The sequence below is a fragment of the Shewanella sp. T24-MNA-CIBAN-0130 genome (assembly GCF_040310185.1).
Taxonomy (GTDB): domain Bacteria; phylum Pseudomonadota; class Gammaproteobacteria; order Enterobacterales; family Shewanellaceae; genus Shewanella; species Shewanella psychromarinicola.
The window spans coordinates 1-19,256 of the sequence record NZ_JBEOPP010000072.1; the positions used below are offsets into that span (position 1 = coordinate 1).

Genomic DNA, 19,256 nt, shown 5'->3' on the forward strand with positions numbered 1-19,256 from the left:
GGTTCGCTCAATGCTGGGCTACTATCTTGGTTGGCGATAATGGCACTGGGGTGAGACTGGGTTGGCGGTTGAAACCAAGCTTGTTGCGTTGCGGGTAGTTGCGATTGTGCGATGACACTGGTATCGCCCCATACGCTAGGTTGTTGTTTTTTCGCTTGAGCCTCTGGGCTGAGTAAAAAATTAACCGCCAGTTTAGCGCTGTCAATATGCGTCGCATTATATGGAATGGCAATAAAATGGATATTACTCAAGCTGCCATCACGCATGCGATAACTGCGGATGCTGTCTGGCAAGTCAAAGCGCGCCACTGCTGCTGGAACATCGGCGGCTGAAAAGGTAAATGCCAATGCCAATTCGCTATCACCCATTAAGCGGCGCAGCGCCATGCCGCTGGACATAAAGTGTTGGCCTTTACGCCATAAATTGGGATGTAATTTATCTAAATATTGCCAAAGCACAGGTAACAACAACGCTTGGCTTTGCGCTGTGGCAGGTTGATAAAGTAGATTTTTAATCGCCGCAGGTTGTGAACTATTGAGCACAATTAAGGCGTATTTTAAAAAGCTCATAGCCAAAAAGTCAGGCGGCTTAGGATAGGTAAATCGGCCTGGATGTTGTTGTGTCCACTGGCTTAACTGTGGCAATGTTTGTGGCGGCGTTTGGCTAACAAGATTGTCGTAATAAAAGGTTAACGCGGCTTTGCCCCAAGGTGCTTCCATGCCTAATGTAGGCACACCAAAGTCGCGGGTCATGGCAGGATTATTGTCTGGATCGGTTAAACTAAAGTTGGGTAATTGAGGCACCCAGTTAGGGGTGAGCAATTGATGTTTTGCCATCGCGGCAAAGTTCTCGCCATTAATCCACACGAGATCCACTTGACCATTATGGTCGTTAGCAGCGGATTTTTCTGCCAGTACGCGACTGACCGCTTCACTGGTGTCGGTCAGTTTTACATGATGTAATTTGATGTGATATTGCTGGTCAAGCTGATCCGCAACCCACTGAATATACCTATTGATTTGTGGATCGCCGCCCCAAGCATGAAAATACACCTCTTGATTTGCAACACGTGCTTCAATGTCTGACCATGCTGCTTGCTCATTGGTTTTGGCATAAGCCACACCAGCCCCAAAACTGGCGCATATAAAAAAGCCCAATGCGGTTGCTGCAACAATATGCAGTATAGCTTTAGGCCTTTTTATTAAAAAAATGATCTTATCGAGCGACATTAAGCGACCAATCATAATCTAAAAAATCGATATCCAATTGCTGCTTTTCTGCAGTGGTTTGAAGTGCTGGACTGAGCTTTAATGCGCTAGGATACAGTAATAAAAAGGCATCGATCGAATCCGCGCCGCCAAAGCCTTGGGTAAAATCTTCACCATACCATTTAAAAATGGCTGACAAATAGACCGTATCGCCTTTGGCGTAGTTTCGGCTGTTGTCGCTAAGAAAACGCTCAGTTTGTGCGTTTAGTTGCTGCTCAAGCTTGGCGCCTGTGTAAGCTTCTTCACGCAGCGCAGGGCAACCTATGCTGGCACAGTTTACCGCAAAATGAATTCTAGGCTCATTGTATCGATCGCTACCGCGGATCAATTTATGTTCAATATCGTTGAGGCTGCGGGTTTTACCCAATAATGGGATAAAGCTTTTATCCCAAGGTGAGCTAAATAATCCGCCCAAGTCTTTGATGGAGTCGATATCAGGGTACTGGGTTAAGATAAGTTCAAGCGTCCACGCGTTGTAAGCATTGATTAAAAATGCTAATTGTGACGATTTATCCCAAGCATCGAATTCAGTTTGAGTAATGTGACTGAGTTGTGTCAAATAGCCCTGCAATTTGGCATGGTCTTGTTGCATAGCAGAGTAATCTACCGCGCTACTGTGACCTTGGTTTATGGGTTGTACATGTTGGCTAACTAAGTACTGCCAGTCTTGGTGTAACGTCTGTTGCGCCGCTGCCGCTGCAACTTGGGTCGTAACCGATGGCTGCGATTCAGCGGCAAAACTCAGTGAGTTAAAAACAACAGCGAACATAACCACTGCAGTTGAAAATACCTTTACTATTTTATTCATCATGTTTTGCTCACTTACTGTTTGTGCCATTACTCTTGCCTATTCTGTGTGTACTCATTAATCAGTGTTGTCACACAATAGGCGTCAACTCATCTCTCTTTAGCTGACGCCATAATTTGTTAGCCTCTAAAGCATTGATGTTAATGGGCATATAGCTTCATCAACACTGTCTTTAAACCATTAACCACGACGCCATGTGTGGTATTTTTCTAACCAGCCCAGCACTGTTTCTGGCGCGTGGTTACGCTTCCATTCACCGGCGGCGGATTTGTTACCTTCAGCCCAAGTCGGGTAGCTGTGAATGGTGCCTAAAATTTTATTGAGTCCTAATCCGTGTTTCATTGCTAATACAAACTCAGCAATTAAGTCACCAGCATGCTCCGAGACAATGGTAACGCCTAAGATTTTGTCCTTGCCTTTAGGGGTGATCACCTTAATAAAACCGTCGGTCGCACTGTCGGTAATGGCTCGGTCTAATTCGGCAAAGTCAAACCGAGTGACTTCGTAATCAATGCCTTGCTGCTTGGCTTCGTATTCGTTAATACCGACACGGGCTACTTCTGGGTCGATAAAGGTGGTCCATGGGATGACGCGATAATCGACTTTAAACTTTTTAAATTGACCAAATAACGCATTCACTGCGGCATACCAGCCTTGATGAGCGGCCACATGGGTAAATTGGTACGGGCCAACAATGTCGCCTGCAGCGTAAATGTTGGGGTATAAGGTTTCTAAATATTCATTAGTGACAATGGTGCGATTGGTTTCGATGCCTAATGCTTCTAAACCGTAACCGTCTAAGCGGGCACTGCGACCGACGGCGCACAGAAGCTCATCGTATTCGATTGCCAGTTCTTGCTCTTGATGCTTGACGATAATGAATTTTTTATCATCACGCAGCTCACAACGCAGCGCTTGGTGCGAGGTTAAAATGTTGACGCCACTTTTTTGCAGCGCTTGGGTGGCAAATTCAGACACTTCAAGATCTTCTTTGATCATGATGCGATCGGCCATTTCAATTTGAGTCACTTTGGATCCTAAACGGGCAAAACTTTGGGCCAGTTCAGATCCAATTGGACCGCCGCCGAGGACCACTAATTTTTGTGGTGCGCTATCGAGTTTGGCAAATTCATCCCATAAAGTATCGCTGGTGACATAGCCGACTTCTTCAATGCCAGGTAACGGCGGCACAAACGGACGAGCACCCGTGGCAATCACAATACTGCGCGCGGTTAAGCGGCTGGTGTTGCCGTCTGGGTAGCTAATTTCTACGGTCCATGGGTCGACTAATTTAGCATAGCCTTTTACTACGTCGACACCTAAATTGGTGTAACGCTCAACGCTGTCGTGTGGGGCAATATCGGCCACGACTTGATGCACGCGTGCCATGACTTTTTTAAACGAAAACTCAGGGGTGATGTCTTCTAAACCATAATGATGGGCGTTTCTTATCTGCTGGGCTATCTTGGCGCTTTTAATGATCGCTTTACTCGGCACACAGCCATAGTTTAAGCAATCACCGCCCATTTCACCGGCTTCAATTAAGGTGACTTTGGCTTTCACTGCAGCGGCAATGTAGCTGGTGACAAGACCTCCTGCGCCGGCGCCAATCACAATCATGTTGCGATCAAATTTGGCGGGCTTGGTCCAGTTGCTGTATACGCGGCGTTTTTTGATCATATTAACAATCGCCTTAGCAATCAGTGGGAATAAACCTAATAGTGCAAATGACACAATCAGGTTAAATGATAAAATGTTCGCTAAACTGTCAATTTGTGCCAGTTGAGTTCCGGCATTAACATACACAAAGGTGCCCAAAAACATACCGACTTGGCTAACCCAGTAAAAGGTCCACGATTTAAACCCGGTGACGCCCATCAACAAGTTAATCACGAAGAACGGGAATATAGGCACTAAGCGTAAGGTGAATAAATAAAAGCCACCTTCTCTTTCAATGCCGGCATCAATGGCCGCTAAACGTTCAGGAAAGCGCTGCTTGATGGTATCTCGTAGCAAGTAACGTGACACTAAAAATGCCAGTAATGCACCAATACTTGAGGCAAATGAGGCAATAATTAATCCTTCAACTATGCCAAATAGTGCGCCTGAGGCAATGGTGAGAATGGCTGCACCAGGTAGAGACAATGCCGTCACTGCAACATACAGTAAAAAGAACCCGCCAATAACCAGCAGCGGCGATTGCTCGCGCAATTGGTCGAAATCATTCATTGAGCCTTTTAAGCCATCTAGGGTCAGTAACTGATGTAGGTCAAAATAGAAAAACAGACCCACTAATATTGTGGCAATGAGTAATAAAACAATTTTTTTAAACATAAACAATAGCCTTAAAATGAATGCTGTAAGGTAAGTGTGGCGTTAACCGGTAATTCAGGGAAAACCAAGGTAGAACCGAAATAACCGCCTTCAAATACTGGGCGCCAGTTCTCTTGATTAGTAATGTTATTCACGTCTAGCCTTAAACTTGTTTGCTCGCTAAAGTCATAGCGAGTGTTGATATTTAGCGTGTACTGATCGCGAATATACACAGTCGCTAAATAATCCAATGGGTAACTCTTGGTATATAGACCGGAGAAACCGGCTTTCCATTTCTCAGTAATGGACATTCCGCCATTAATTGTGAACGTTTGTTCAGGTAAGCCTTGTACACGGCGGTCAGACGGTGCAAATGAAGCGAAGTTTGGTGCGCCAATACCTGTGCCTTGAATGATATCGGGACGCGAGTTATCAAAGGTATCGGCCACTTGTACCGTATCTTGGCTACTGGCTGAATCATCATAACGAGCGTCTAAATAACTGTAGCCCGCGCTTAACCAAAATGGGTCGGCATCATAAAAGGCTTGGGCTTCAAAACCTTTAGTGCGAACGCCTGTGTTGCTGCCGTCACGATTTCGCAGACTGCGTTTTTGGTCAAACACTGCCCCGTCGATATACCAAGCACTGTCAGTGGGTGAATATTTAATGCCAATTTCAGTAAGGGTATTTTCGGTGGCAAAATTTTGGCTACTAATCTGGTTATTAGCGCCTAACGTCGTGCCGCCTGCCATGCTATTTGAGGTTGATTCGTTATAACTGGCGCTTGCATAGGTGGTGATATCGTCAGTAATGCGATAGCTCAAACTGATTTGCCCAGATTCAAGCATTTCACTTATCGAATCGCTGGCTGCAACTTGTTCTTGGGGGGCAATGGCATCGCGCGCATCTACATTATAAAAATCGGCACGATAACCTACGCTGGTTGAGAACTTATCGGTCCATTGGCTGTTATGTTGAATGGCTAGACCCGTTTGCCAACTGGTTGAGTCAGTGGTGTCAGATAATGAAAAATCGCCACTGCCATCTGCATTGGTATCGTATTGGGCGCCAGGTGACACAAACACACCAGGGCGCAGTTCAACTAGCCTTGCTTGCTGCTCAGCAGTAAGTGGAATACGGCGGTTTTCAATTGGACCGGTTAAGTCGATAGGTAAGTCAGCCTCGGTGGTAAATTGGCTGTAACCTAACACCTTGTTGTAGCGAATATCGACCGCAGTAATGGTGCTTTGGGCGTCATTCCACTCATAAGCCAGTTCCACTCTGTTTTGAGCGGTATCTGCACCATCAATGATTTCAACAAAACTGTTTTGAGCAATTTCTTCACGCTCTAAGTGTTGATAATAAGTGATGTTTTTAAGCGTGGCCTTATTACTTAGTTTACGCACATAAGTACTGTGGAGTAACAAGGTTTGCGCGTCATTGATATTGTCGGGATCGGTTAATACTTGGCTGCGATCTATCTCAACTAACCCGGTAGGCGATACGATGGCATTGGCGCCAGCAATAGTACTGCCATTAGGCTGTACACCTTGGCCAGTCACGTATAAACCGTTATCGATTAATGCTTGAGTCGGACGGTTAATCCCCGCGTTATCGGTAAACTCAACATCATAGTATTCGACATTAATGTCCCACGTGCTGACATCGTCCGGCAAAAATCTAAATGCGACAAAAATACTGTCGCTTTTAAAGCCTGAATAATCGTAGTAGCTGCCATTATCGATATGTTCTGCACTTAAGCGAACACCGCTTTGGTTGGCGACAATGTCGGTGCCAACATCTATTTGAGCTCGGTAATGATCCCAACTGCCGCCAGAGAGGGTGAGCTTAGTAAATTGCTCGTCAGTAGGCGCGACTTTAGAATGTATGTTAACAAATCCACCATTACGTTGGCTGGTGCCTAATAGCACTGGCGGCGCACCTTTTACCACATCAATTTGGTCGACTGCGTTAAATGACATAGGTACACCAAAGCCATTGTTGCCCGCTTGGCGACGCACACCATCTTGATATAACTCACCTAATTGGCCGCGAATTGTTGGCAAACTTGATGCACCAAAACCACTGGCAGAATAGCTATTAGGGCTGACCTTTTGAATGTCTGATAAGTCAGTAATATTAAGCTGGTCAATCATCTCACTTGTGATGGGGGTAACAGAGCGGGCAATATCTTTAAGTGCTATGCCATCGCCAAATGGGCCATCTACCGTGGTGTTTTTAGGTGATAATCCTTGGTCATTAATCGTTTTACCTGAAACGTGAATGACTTCTATTGACGTGTCTTCAGCCGCCATCGTAATCGATGAATACAAGGCGACGCTAATGGCTAGCGCAATAAGTGAGCGATTTTGGTGACGCTGAATAGACATAATATTTTCTGTAGTGATGAACATGGCTAAAGAGACCTTCTAATTAACGGTTTTATTTCAACGATGTTATGCCTATTTTTACAGTGTTAGACCTAAATGGCATAAATATATGTGCAACATAGTGCCGCTTGACTCGGTCAATTGGTGGCTGATGAAATTTTTCAATAAAAGATCAGTTTAGCCTATTAAAAGCTGATTAGTTTTAGATAGATACCACTTTATTTTATATTTTTAAGGAATTATGATGCAAACAGCACTTAGCGGCGATGTTCAACGTAAATTGCAATGGTCTTTACTCTCTTTACGTCTAGGCGTGTTTTTGGTGTTGCTAGTGTGGACAGTGGATAAGTTTGTTAATCCTGGTCATAGCATGAAGATATTTGAAAAATTCTATGGCATTGGTGGCATGAGTGACGTCGCAGCGTATATTTTGGGTGCACTACAATTATTATTGGTGTTTGCGTTTGTACTTGGGATTAAAAAACGGATCACTTATGGGGTGATCTTTCTCATGCACGGTGCTTCAACGTTATCGGCATTCAATCAATATTTTGATGCCTTTAATAATTTATTATTCTTTGCTGCATGGCCAATGTGGGCGGCGTGTTTCGCTTTGTATATGTTAAGAGAGCAAGATACCAAATTTACCGTAAAATAAGTTCCTAAATTACCTCAACTCGAGTTAAATCGTTTTATCGATATAAAAAGGCTGGCTAAATATTATTAGCCAGCCTTATTTATTGGGACACTCTGGAATTAAACGTTGAACTCCCCGCAAGATTAAACGTTAAAGTGCTTGGATCGATTAAGTTTTAAAGTAGCTGGAATTAGGCATTATTTAGCCTCACGATTACGAATAACCAAAAAGCTAAATAACACTACAATTACCATTTGTGTGGTTAACCCTTGCCACGTTGAGGCTATGCCTAACCAGCTAATCGACACATCAACAGGGAAAGGTGTCAGGTTAATGATGGCAGCTTCTTGTAACGCTGAAATCCCTTTTCCTGCCAAGATAAACGCTAAAATAAGCATGAAGTAAGAGCTGACGGCAAAAAAGCGTGCCAAGGGTAATTTCACCGAATATCGCATCATTAACCAAGCAATAACAGCCAAAATGGCCATGCCAGTTAACAAACCGTAGGCCAAATAAGTGACCTGCTCATTACTGCTGGCGGATCCAATGGCTTGTGTCAGTAACGATTGATAGAACAAAATGGTTTCAAATACTTCTCGATATACCGAAATAAAGGCCAATCCAGTCAGTCCCCATAAGGTTCCGGTGTTTAAATGACGATCGACATTCTTTTTAAGGTAACTTTGCCATTTTGAACCTTGAGTTTTACTGTGCATCCAATAGCCTACATAAAACAGTACTAACGCGGCTAACAGTGCTGCACCACCTTCCATTACCTCCCGAGATGCACCGCTAATGCTGATGAGGTTATCTGCCGCCCACCAGGTTAATACGCCAGCGGCTAATGCAGATATCCAACCAAAATGAACAAATTTAATAGCGTCATGACGTTCGGTTTTGATTAACACTGTCATTAAGGCAATGATCACCAATAGGGCTTCTAAGCCTTCGCGTAACAGGATAATTAACGCCGCCGAAAACATAGCGTTATTTGATAGTGATTGTCCGGTTAAGACAGTGTCGGCTTGATTGAGCTGTGTCAGTATGCTGCTCAACTGTTGATTTACCAGCGTGTTTTGACCTGTTGTTTTCAATAAGTTTCTAAAATTAAGCAGCTTGGTTTCGATTGATTTACGCAGACCACTGTCGTGAGCATCTAAATTGTTTTCAATTAATTCAAAACCATCTAAGTAAGCACTTACCGCCAAGGTTTGTGCTTGTGCTAATTCATTAGCTTGATAGGCTTTTACTGCTGCCTGCAAGTTTGTGCGCGTTACCGAAATAGGTGACTCTGCATGTTGGAATAGCAACTCAGGTTGTGAGCGTAATCGTTCTAGTTGACTGCGATCAATGCCGACATTTTGCTGAAGTAATTGTGTTGGATTACTATTGACCCATTGTTGTAATTCAATATTAGCATCTTGCTTAATGTGCTTCGTTGTGACAGCCGTTGGCTCAAAAGCTAAGCTGCCAACATAGAAAGTCAGAGACCAACGCTGTTGATCATTTAACTCACTAAAAGCACGCATAGCACTGCCATCTAAGCCATCAGAAATCGCATCAAAAAGTCCCAATAACGAACGATTTAATGCCCGTTCTTGGTCAGTAAAATTAGTCGGCTGAGGTGATAAGGATTTAGCGAGTGGCCCATTCCCTTGGCCTAAATCACCATGACAGCTTGAGCAATTTTCAATAAACAGTTGCTTAACATTATCTTTGGCTATCAGCTGTGATGGCAGTACTAAGGCGGGAGACTGGCTTAGTAACTGTTTGCAAATTTTTTGACTAAACTGTTGAATAACATCCAGTGATGATTTGTCTGCTATGGCTTGTTGTAATTGAAGTGCATCTGTCATTAACGAATTTGGCTTATCATTAGCGAGCAGGCTGGTTTTTTCTATGATGATACTGGCGAATTGCTGCATTTCAGCAAACTCATCGGCATTATTAATTTCTCCTGCGCTGATGGCTTCAGAATAATCCACACCAATGTATTCCGCTAATTGGAGAATTTGTCGTGTTTGTTTTAGGCGATCTTGAGATGTCTCTGGTGATATCTCTTGTGACGTGACTGCCGGACTTTGCGCCCATAATGAGGTTGAAAACACCGAACTAATGACAATTAGTAGGCACTTATTGAAGACTGAAGATGTAAGCTGTTGTCGCCATAACGTGATGCTGCTTAAGAAAGTATTCAAGGTATTGCCTTAATAGGAATGAAAGAATTATTCTGTAAACTAATTGAATAATTGAATAATTGAATAAATGATAATGATTAGCATTCTACTTTCTTGTTGGCGGCTTATCAATCATTCTGAAACTGTGCTGGTGAGGGCGGTTAGTGGCAACAAGGGTTATCTGCGAGATTATTGTGGATAGAAAATAATTTAATAATCAGTTTTTGGTTATTATTTATTTTTGAAACAGTGGGTTATGTTTTTTATGGGTGGGTGAGGTGATTCGCTTTGTGACGGATTGATAAACCGTAGTCAGTATCCATTATCACTGTTTAGTATAAGTAACCTCTACTTGAGATAATAACCGCTGATTAAATAGGCCTTTGTTCTGCTGTCGGCATTGACTAAAATAGACACCTAATTTTGCAGCTTGTTAGCAAAACGAATGACATGATTGATATGACTATCCTGAACATATTTGACCGTTACCTAGTTTCCCTAGCTTTTATTGTGAGTTGAGATTAACTAGAATCAACAAGGCTATTATTATTTTTGAGCTACATCTGATATGTTTACATTATTGATTTTTATGTTTTTTTTTTGATAAAAAAGAGCGCTATTATGACGAGTTACACTATGGCAGGTAAATGATGAAAAACCCCATAAGCGTTACGTTGTATGAAGACCTTCGCCTGATTGACATAGGCATGGAATTATTCATTGAGATTCATTTTGCCAATGGTAAAACCGTGCAATCACGTTCGAGCATGATTGGATATCAACTGGAGCGTTTTATCTTGATTGAGTATCCAAATAAAGGTTTTTCTGAGGCTTATCAGTACATGCTAGCTAACGCTGAAATTGTTGTCAGAGCGATAACTAATAGTGGCTTTAAAGACATTATTGCTTTTAAGTCGACCATATTATCTGTGGTAAATCATCCGATTAAAATGTTGTGTCTTAGTGTGCCCAAAGCCATCACCAAGAAAAAGGTCAGAGATCAGCCCAGAGTCAATATAGAGCAAGCCGTGTTTGTTATTCACAACGAGAGTAAAGTTAGCGCTACCATGGTTGATTTTTCATTTTCGGGTTGTTTACTGACATTAGATGCTAACGCCGTGAGTATTGAGCAGGGCGAGCAAATGCATGTGGCTATTTCGATTAATACTGATCTTTCTGGCATCTTAACTGGCAGTGCGGTTAAAATTCAACATGTCGACGGTAAACTGCATGTTGGGATTAAATTCTCAGATGAACATCCTGAGTTAACCGACAATATTTTCAGTTATTGTTTGGTGAATTCGACCAAAAAATCGTGATCTAAAATGAGTCATTTTTGCAAAAAAAAGATGAAAAAAAGCGCATCAGAAGATGCGCAAAATTCACAAGAAAACACGTTATGGCGACTTTTATTATCAAGCTAACTTATTAACTTGTTAACCTTTGAACGCTACCCTTTAGCCCATTGCAGGCTAGAGGTTAGTAAGTCGTTAATTTAAATAATTTAAAATACCTAATGCAGCGTCTCGGCCTTCAGCTATTGCTGTAACAACTAAGTCAGAACCCCGCACCATATCACCACCGGCAAACACTTTAGCATTCGTGGTTTGGAAAGGATTATCATCTGTTTTATTAGCTTTAACTAATCCCCATTCGTTGGTTTCGATACCAAACTCACTAAACCAAGATGCAGGACTCGCTTGGAAGCCAAAGGCAATGATCAGCGCATCGGTTGCTAATACTTGCTCACTACCTGCAATGATTTCAGCGCGTTGACGTCCGCTGGCATCAGCTTCGCCCATTTTGGTTTCAACGCACTCAATACCGACCACATGACCATTTTCAGCTTTAATTGCCACAGGTTGACGATTAAATAAGAAATTGACCCCTTCTTCGCGGGCATTTTTTACTTCACGACGTGAACCGGGCATGTTGGCTTCGTCACGACGATAAGCACATGTGACACTTTTAGCACCTTGGCGCACTGCGGTACGTAAACAATCCATCGCAGTATCACCGCCGCCCAATACAACCACATTTTTACCTTCAAGGCTTAAATACGGTGTAGCGTCGTCTTGAGTGCCCATAATATGATGCGTATTACCGACAAGATATGGCAGCGCTTGGATCACGCCTTGCGCTTCTTCATTGGGCAGTTTCGCTTTCATGGCTGTGTAGGTACCCATACCAAGAAAGACAGAATCGTATTCGTCTAATAGACTCTGAAAGCTCACATCTTTACCAACGGTAATCCCCAATTTAAATTTAATCCCCATGCCTTCAAGTACTGAACGGCGAGTCGCCATCACCTCTTTATCAAGCTTAAAAGAAGGGATGCCATAAGTAAGCAACCCCCCAATTTGAGGATATTTATCATATACCACTGCTTGCACGCCATTGCGAGCCAACACATCAGCACAACCAAGACCTGCAGGACCGGCTCCAATAATGGCAACACGCTCTGTGCGTGGTGTCACCTTGGTCATGTCGGGGCGCCATCCTTGTGAGATAGCGGTATCGGTAATGTATTTTTCAACACTACCAATAGTGACTGCACCAAAGTCATCGTTTAAGGTACAGGCACCTTCACATAAACGGTCTTGTGGACACACTCGTCCACAAATTTCAGGCAGAGTATTGGTCTCATGTACCAAGTCTGCCGCTTCCATAATACGACCTTCTTCTGCCAGTTTTAACCAGTTTGGAATGTAGTTATGCAGTGGGCATTTCCATTCACAATAAGGGTTACCACAGTCAAGACAACGGTCTGCTTGTTGCTTGACTTCAGGTTGCGTATACGGCTGATAAATTTCAATAAATTGTGTAGCACGTTTTTTTGCTTCATGTTTAACGGGGTCTACTCGACCCACTTCGATAAATTGAAAGTCATTGCTCATAATGTTACCCCGCCTTTACCACTAATTCCGGACTCTTCTGCTCAATTTTTAGCAGGTCGGCAACGGCAATATTCTTTGGTTTTACTAATACAAAACAATCCAACCAGTTTTCAAAATCACTTAATATCAGGTTGGCATGCTCACTGCCTGTTTCAGCATAATGAGTTTCAATTAACGATTTTAAGTGTTGTTGGTGGATTTTTGATTCTATTTTATGGGTGTCGACCATTTCGGTGTTAACCCGGCGATTAAAACGACCAAATTGGTCGAATACATAGGCAAATCCGCCTGTCATCCCCGCGCCGAAGTTGACCCCCGTTTTACCTAAGATAACCACGATACCGCTAGTCATGTATTCACAGCAATTATCACCAGAGCCTTCAACAACCGCGATGGCACCAGAATTACGAACCGCGAAACGCTCACCCGCTTGTCCCGCTGCAAACAATTTACCGCCCGTAGCACCATACAAACAAGTGTTGCCCATGATGGCGCTGCGTTCACTTTGGAACGGGCTACCAATAGGGGGGTGAATTACGATCTTACCGCCAGACATCCCTTTGCCAACATAGTCATTGGCATCGCCGCAGAGCTTAAGTTCAAGGCCTGGACTGTTCCACACGCCGAAGCTTTGACCTGCGCTACCACTAAAGGCAAGTGTTAACGGCTGTTTTGCCCCTGCCACGCCTACGGTAGTTGCAATATAGCCTGACAATGTTGCACCCACTGAACGATCGGTATTATTGATTTGATATTGACAAGAGAAAGGCTCTCCAGTATCAACCGCTTTACGACAATCTGCTAATAGGGTTTGGTTTAACTGACCTACGTCTGACGGTGGGTTAGTTTCTTTCCAAGTGAGTGACGAGTTTGGCTGCACTTTAGGTTTATATAAAATCGGCGCTAAATCTAAACCTCGTTGCTTATCTGTTTGACCTTCGAGCGTATATAACCAGTCACTACGTCCGATCAGATCGTCAAATTTTGTCACGCCTAATGCCGCCATCCATTCACGCACTTCTTGAGCCACAAACTCAAAGTAGGTCATCACACGTTCTGGTAAACCGTGGAAATGGTTTTCACGTAAGTTTTTATTTTGGGTTGCCACACCGGTTGCACAGTTATTGAGGTGACAAATACGTAAGTATTTACACCCTAACGCAATCATTGGCACTGTACCAAAACCAAAGCTTTCTGCCCCGAGTAAGGCGGCTTTAATCACGTCGGTACCCGTTTTTAAGCCACCATCAACTTGCAGGCGAATTTTATGACGTAAGCCATTTTCTACCAGCGACTGATGCACTTCAGCTAAGCCTAGTTCCCAAGGTGATCCGGCATACTTAACCGAGGTAATTGGGCTTGCGCCAGTACCGCCGTCGTAACCGGATATGGTGATCATATCGGCATAGGCTTTAGCGACACCCGTTGCAATGGTGCCAACCCCTGGTTCAGAAACCAGCTTGACCGACACTAAGGCTTTTGGATTGATTTGTTTTAAATCGAAAATCAGCTGGGCTAAATCTTCAATTGAATAAATATCGTGGTGTGGTGGGGGTGAAATTAACGTTACGCCAGGACGAGCATGACGCAGCCCTGCAATTTCAACACTGACTTTATGACCAGGCAACTGACCACCTTCACCGGGTTTAGCCCCTTGGGCCACTTTAATTTGCAGCACATCAGCGTTAACAAGATAGTGCGCTGTTACCCCAAATCGGCCAGATGCAATTTGTTTAATGGCAGAGTTACGCTCGCTATTGAAACGACGCGCATCTTCGCCACCTTCACCAGAGTTTGAGCGTCCACCAAGACGATTCATCGCAACGGCTAAGGCTTCATGAGCTTCAGGGCTTAAGGCACCAATACTCATGGCGGCACTGTCAAAGCGAGAGTAGAGCTTTTCAGCTCCTTCAACGGTGTCTTGTTCCACAGCGTCAAGTTGACCTTTGATGCCAATTAAGTCACGTAACGTTGCCACTGGGCGGTCATCAACTAAGTGAGTAAACTTTTTATACTCAGCATAGTTTTTGTCTTTAAGTGATGCTTGTAGGGTATTGACTACGTCTGGATTAAAACAGTGGTATTCACCGCCTTCAACATACTTTAATAACCCACCTTGAGGTAACGGCATATGCGCGCGATACGCAGCAGTATGAAGTATCTTTTGGTCATCGGCGATATGGGTAAAGGTAACGCCTTCAATACGGCTAATGACGCCTTTAAAGCATAATTCAATGACATCACTGGCTAAACCCACGGCTTCAAATTGTTGACTACAACGGTATGACCCCACAGTGCTGATACCCATTTTAGACATGATTTTACGTAAGCCTTTTTCAATGCCAAAACGAAAGTTAAGCAATAAAGGCGTTACATCTTCTACTTGACGTGATTTCGCCATTGCAGAGATAGATTCATAGGCAAGGTAAGGGTAGATAGCTGTCGCGCCAAAGCCTAGCAGCACCGCAAAGTGATGCGGGTCACGGGCCGATGCCGTTTCAACAATAATGTTGGTGTCGCAGCGTAAACTTTTATCCACTAAACGTGTCTGCACAGAACCCACAGCCATAGCGGCAGGGATGACTTGTGCATTTTTCGCTACTGCACGATCAGACAAGACTAATAATGTTGTGCCACTGCGCGCTAGGCGTTCTGCTTCATCCGTTATACGACGGATCGCCTGCTCTAGGGTTTCGTGGGTATCATAGTTTAAATCAACCATATTAGCGCGATAGTTGGTGCTATCTAAGCCAAGCAGTTGATTAAAGTCACTGAATAATAAAATCGGCGAATTAAACATCACTCGGTAAGCGTTGCCAGTGGTTTCGCTAAATAGATTTTGCTCGCGGCCTACACAAGTGGCTAATGACATCACGTGTTTTTCACGTAATGGGTCAATTGGTGGGTTGGTGACTTGAGCAAATTTCTGACGGAAATAATCATACAATGAACGCGATTTTTTCGACAATACTGCCATGGGAGTATCATCACCCATTGAGCCGACGGCTTCTTCACCTTTACTGGCGAGTACCCAAATAACTTGCTCTAATTCTTCACGAGTAAAACCAAACTGTTTTTGGTATTGCAGCAGTGTTTTAGCATCAAAGCCACTTGAACCTTGTTTGCTGGGAGGCATTTGCTCAGCAGGAACTAGGGTTTGACTGTTTTTAGCCATCCATTCTTTATAAGGATGACGACGTTTTAAGTCGTTATCAATTTCAAAAGAGTGATGTAAATGACCGTTCAAGGTGTCCAATACTAATAATTCACCCGGCCCTACACGGCCTTTTTCAATCACTTCATCGGCTGCATAATCCCAAATACCGACTTCAGAGGCTAAGGTTAGGATACGATCCTTGGTTATAACGTAACGAGAAGGACGTAGGCCGTTGCGATCAACCGCACAGGCAGCATGGCGACCATTAGTCATTACAATGCCAGCAGGGCCGTCCCACGGCTCCATGTGCATTGAGTTAAAATCATAGAAAGCTTTTAACTCGTCGTCCATCTCTGGGTTTGATTGCCATGCTGGTGGAATAAGTAAGCGCATGGCTCGGTATAAATCCATCCCACCTGATAACAGCATTTCGAGCATATTGTCTAAAGAAGAGGAGTCTGAACCTGTTTCGTTAACAAAGGGTGCCGCTTGTTGTAAGTCGGGCAATAAAGGCGAATTAAACTTATAGGCACGCGCTCTAGCCCATTGACGATTACCGGTAATGGTATTGATTTCACCGTTATGGGCAAGATAACGAAACGGTTGGGCTAATGGCCACTTGGGATGTGTGTTGGTTGAAAAGCGCTGGTGAAATAAACAAATGGCACTTTTCAAACGTATATCTGCTAAGTCTGTGTAAAATGACGGCAGATCGGCTGGCATCATTAACCCTTTATAGACAATCACTTGCCCAGAAAGACTGGCAACGTAAAAGTCTTCATCATCAGTGATTTGCTGTTCAAGTCGGCGACGCGCCATATACAAGCGACGTTCAAGATCTTTTTCCCGCCAGCCAACTGGCGCGTTGATCAATACTTGATAAATCTGTGGCAAGCTTTCCCGACCAATCTCCCCCAAAACATCAGGATTAATCGGAACTTTACGCCAACCAGCGACACTTAACATTTCTCGTTGTAGTTCTTTTTCTAAGATAAGTTTGGCTTCATCAGCGCGTTGTTTATCTTGGCTGAGAAATAGCATACCCACGGCAAAATTTCGGCTCAAATGCCAATCATTTTCTGCCGCAATAGCTTTAAAAAACCCTGTAGGCATTTGCATTAATAGACCACAGCCATCACCTGTGCGTCCGTCCGCTGCAATACCACCACGATGCTTCATTCGATCGAGACCATGAATCGCAGTACGCACAATGCGGTGACTCGCGTCACCATCCATTTGTGCAATTAAACCAAATCCGCAATTGTCACGCTCAAAACTGGGATGATACAAGCTCATACAAAAACCCCCTAAACCTCTACTAGAATACGACTCGGGGTAAATTCAAAGAATATCCATAGATATGCACCCGAACCATTCAAAATAAACTGAGATTGAATAAAGGTCAAACCAAAAAAATGCAACAAACTGAAATCTAAATACTCATAAAACGTAATACGCTACCAACCTTACGTTAACGTAAACTGTGATATATCACCTATAACCTTATGAATAAAAAGAATTTTAGAAAATGATAAAATAATCAGCTACTTTTTTGCAACAACAACAAAGAAGTGTTTTTGAAACAAAAATAGTGAATTTTATTTCAAACACAGTTTTTGAGTAAAAAATTATTCTAAATGACTAAATATTCATATCGAGTGTTTTGTAAGTTGATTAAATGGTGTTAACTGTTTTTAGCGTTAGCGCACAAGTTTACTGCCAGCGCCAATAGATAAACTATTTTATTGATTTAGCACCAAGACAGGTGTGTATCGGTTGACTAAACTGGCGAACTTTAAAGTAATGTTGAGAGTAAATTTTGGGTTTAGATGACTACGTTAATACATTTGGTTTACATTGCAAGCAACGTTATGGCCAACGCATAAAAAAATTAACTATAGATGCCCAATTTACTTGTCCTAATCGAGATGGCACCTTAGGCGTAGGCGGTTGTACTTTTTGTAATGTGGCTTCATTTAGCGGAGAACAAGACAGTGCTCAACCCATTGCAGTGCAATTATCCGAAGGAAAAATACGTGCCCAGTCAGCCAAAAAAAGTGTGCTTCCCACTGAAGTAGCCCCAGCGTCGACAGCAAAATATATTGCTTATTTTCAGGCCTATACCAGCACTTACGATGAGTACAAAGTACTCAAGCAAAAATATGATCAAGCCGTTGAAGATACCGATATTGTCGGGCTTCATATTGGTACTCGTCCTGACTGTGTGCCTAATGAAGTACTTGATTTATTGGTTGAGTATCAACAACGAGGCATCGAGGTGTGGCTGGAGCTTGGTTTACAAACGGCCAATAATCAGACCTTAAAGCGGATTAATCGTGGCCATCAATTATGCCAATACCGTCAAACCGTTAAAAAGGCTCGTGCTAGAGGGATTAAAGTGTGCACCCATCTGATACTAGGCCTCCCAGGAGAAACTTCCGTGGACTACTTTAATAGCTTACAAACCGTATTAGGGATAGGTGTTGATGGGCTAAAACTGCACCCACTACATATTGTAGAAGGCAGTATTATGGCAAAACAATGGCGTTATAATCCCATGCCATTGATCGGTCTGGACGAGTATGCTTCAGAGGTCGCAAAACTGATCCGTCACACCCCAAAAGACATTATCTTCCATCGCGTGACCGCTTATGCAAAAAAACCAATGTTGCTTGCGCCTGATTGGTGTGCTTTTCGTTGGGATGGTCTTGTTGCGATTGTTAATGAGTTACGAGACTTTGGCGGCCAAGGTAGCGCTTTAATGTGTAGCCAAAGTAAAACGGTTTAGTGTTAGAGATATCGATAGATTGGTCGTGAGTCAGCTGAATACGATCAAAATAAAGGTCGGTTTTTATGACGTAATACAAGGGTGGTAACGATTATTTACTCATTATTGAATAAAACATTACCAATATGAGGTATTTTTAAACATTGGTAATACCAGTTGATCAGTTGTGTTAGTAAAATGTAATATTTATAATTAAATCGCAGCTAAATATTGGCAAGCCTTGCATAGGGTATTTTACTCGGTATCATATTTAAAATTCTAGAAAGTTATATTATTGATAGAGGTGCCTTTATGGCCACAACGCAGTTAGACTCAATATTGGATCTCAATACGCTTGAGCAATATATCAGTGCCATTGGTGCTGGAACGTTATTGAAAAGCGTAGTGTTATTCGAGCAGCTAATGCCTGAATATGTCAGTAGCCTAGTGAAAGCTGGCGATGCAAATGATAAAGATACGTTATGTGCAGAAGCCCATAAATTTAAAGGCGCTGCGGGATCTGTTGGCCTTAAACGCATTCAGCAATTCTCACAGTTATTACAGCACGGTGAAGAAACCCAATGGGACACTGAGCATAAAGTATGGCTTGCTGTAATTGTTGACCACGCCGCTGAAGATTTACAGCAATTGAAAGCCTATTTAGAAGCAAAAGCGTAATTGTCCGTCATGTAGGTAGCATAATGGATAGATATTAACCTCCATTAGTGCCTAAAAGCGCTTTTTTGAAATGCCTCTTATTAAAGATAATGCTATTCGGATAAGCACTATTGTTTATATCTAAGTGGATAGCGACTGGGTATGTAGAGCACTGAGCGTGGATA

11 protein-coding genes are annotated in these 19,256 nt (G+C 43.1%); 4 read left to right on the plus strand and 7 right to left on the minus strand.

Annotation, left to right across the window (positions count from 1 at the left end; all coding sequences use genetic code 11):
* From AAEZ02_RS19595 to AAEZ02_RS19610, 4 genes are all read right to left on the minus strand, one after another.
* Positions 1–1,229 (minus strand): ABC transporter substrate-binding protein (locus AAEZ02_RS19595; RefSeq protein WP_351124644.1); only part of this gene is annotated, 1,229 nt, incomplete at its 3' end.
* Entirely contained in the window at positions 1,216–2,037 is an 822-nt protein-coding gene (locus AAEZ02_RS19600) for a DUF547 domain-containing protein (RefSeq protein WP_351075998.1), read from the minus strand. The genes AAEZ02_RS19595 and AAEZ02_RS19600, both read right to left, overlap by 14 nt.
* A 219-nt stretch (positions 2,038–2,256) precedes the next feature.
* Positions 2,257–4,410, minus strand: coding sequence for a dihydrolipoyl dehydrogenase family protein (locus AAEZ02_RS19605; protein WP_124012251.1), 2,154 nt, complete (start codon positions 4,408–4,410; stop codon positions 2,257–2,259).
* An 11-nt stretch (positions 4,411–4,421) separates the two neighbouring features.
* Positions 4,422–6,704: a TonB-dependent receptor gene (locus AAEZ02_RS19610; RefSeq protein ID WP_351124653.1), complete on the minus strand. Its 2,283-nt coding sequence runs from the start codon at positions 6,702–6,704 to the stop codon at positions 4,422–4,424.
* A gap of 319 nt (positions 6,705–7,023) precedes the next feature.
* Here AAEZ02_RS19610 and AAEZ02_RS19615 point away from each other — a divergent pair, with 319 nt between their 5' ends.
* Positions 7,024–7,437: a hypothetical protein gene (locus tag AAEZ02_RS19615; protein WP_101034513.1), complete on the plus strand. Its 414-nt coding sequence runs from the start codon at positions 7,024–7,026 to the stop codon at positions 7,435–7,437.
* Positions 7,438–7,613: 176 nt separating this feature from the next.
* Here AAEZ02_RS19615 and AAEZ02_RS19620 read toward each other — a convergent pair whose 3' ends face one another.
* Complete coding sequence (locus AAEZ02_RS19620) at positions 7,614–9,614, minus strand: FTR1 family protein (protein WP_351124647.1); 2,001 nt, start codon at positions 9,612–9,614, stop codon at positions 7,614–7,616.
* A gap of 629 nt (positions 9,615–10,243) precedes the next feature.
* On the opposite strand from AAEZ02_RS19620, the gene AAEZ02_RS19625 reads away from it, so the two are divergent.
* A complete protein-coding gene (locus AAEZ02_RS19625) occupies positions 10,244–10,912 on the plus strand; it encodes a flagellar brake protein (protein WP_351124650.1) in 669 nt (222 codons plus the stop codon).
* Positions 10,913–11,083: 171 nt separating this feature from the next.
* On the opposite strand, the gene AAEZ02_RS19630 is transcribed toward AAEZ02_RS19625, so the two are convergent.
* Complete coding sequence (locus AAEZ02_RS19630) at positions 11,084–12,490, minus strand: glutamate synthase small subunit GltD family protein (RefSeq protein ID WP_351088436.1); 1,407 nt, start codon at positions 12,488–12,490, stop codon at positions 11,084–11,086.
* 4 nt (positions 12,491–12,494) lie between these two features.
* Positions 12,495–16,943 (minus strand): glutamate synthase large subunit, encoded by a 4,449-nt coding sequence (gene gltB / locus AAEZ02_RS19635; protein ID WP_335687916.1) that lies wholly within the window; start codon positions 16,941–16,943, stop codon positions 12,495–12,497.
* 523 nt (positions 16,944–17,466) lie between these two features.
* Between gltB and mnmL the strand changes: the two genes are divergently transcribed.
* Positions 17,467–18,435 carry a tRNA modification radical SAM protein MnmL/YtqA gene (mnmL, locus tag AAEZ02_RS19640; protein WP_124012248.1) on the plus strand — a complete coding sequence of 323 codons (969 nt, stop codon included), beginning with the start codon at positions 17,467–17,469 and terminating at the stop codon, positions 18,433–18,435.
* A 291-nt stretch (positions 18,436–18,726) separates the two neighbouring features.
* Positions 18,727–19,092: an Hpt domain-containing protein gene (locus AAEZ02_RS19645; RefSeq protein ID WP_124012247.1), complete on the plus strand. Its 366-nt coding sequence runs from the start codon at positions 18,727–18,729 to the stop codon at positions 19,090–19,092.
* Positions 19,093–19,256 lie beyond the last annotated feature (164 nt).

Bases quoted from the DNA above. Each gene is read 5' to 3' on its own strand.
- AAEZ02_RS19600 (WP_351075998.1), bottom strand. From the start codon at position 2,037: ATGTTCGCTGTTGTTTTTAACTCACTGAGTTTTGCCGCTGAATCGCAG.
- AAEZ02_RS19605 (WP_124012251.1), bottom strand. From the start codon at position 4,410: ATGTTTAAAAAAATTGTTTTATTACTCATTGCCACAATATTAGTGGGT.
- AAEZ02_RS19610 (WP_351124653.1), bottom strand. From the start codon at position 6,704: ATGGCGGCTGAAGACACGTCAATAGAAGTCATTCACGTTTCAGGTAAA.
- AAEZ02_RS19615 (WP_101034513.1), top strand. From the start codon at position 7,024: ATGCAAACAGCACTTAGCGGCGATGTTCAACGTAAATTGCAATGGTCT.
- AAEZ02_RS19625 (WP_351124650.1), top strand. From the start codon at position 10,244: ATGAAAAACCCCATAAGCGTTACGTTGTATGAAGACCTTCGCCTGATT.
- AAEZ02_RS19630 (WP_351088436.1), bottom strand. From the start codon at position 12,490: ATGAGCAATGACTTTCAATTTATCGAAGTGGGTCGAGTAGACCCCGTT.
- gltB (WP_335687916.1), bottom strand. From the start codon at position 16,943: ATGAGCTTGTATCATCCCAGTTTTGAGCGTGACAATTGCGGATTTGGT.
- AAEZ02_RS19645 (WP_124012247.1), top strand. From the start codon at position 18,727: ATGGCCACAACGCAGTTAGACTCAATATTGGATCTCAATACGCTTGAG.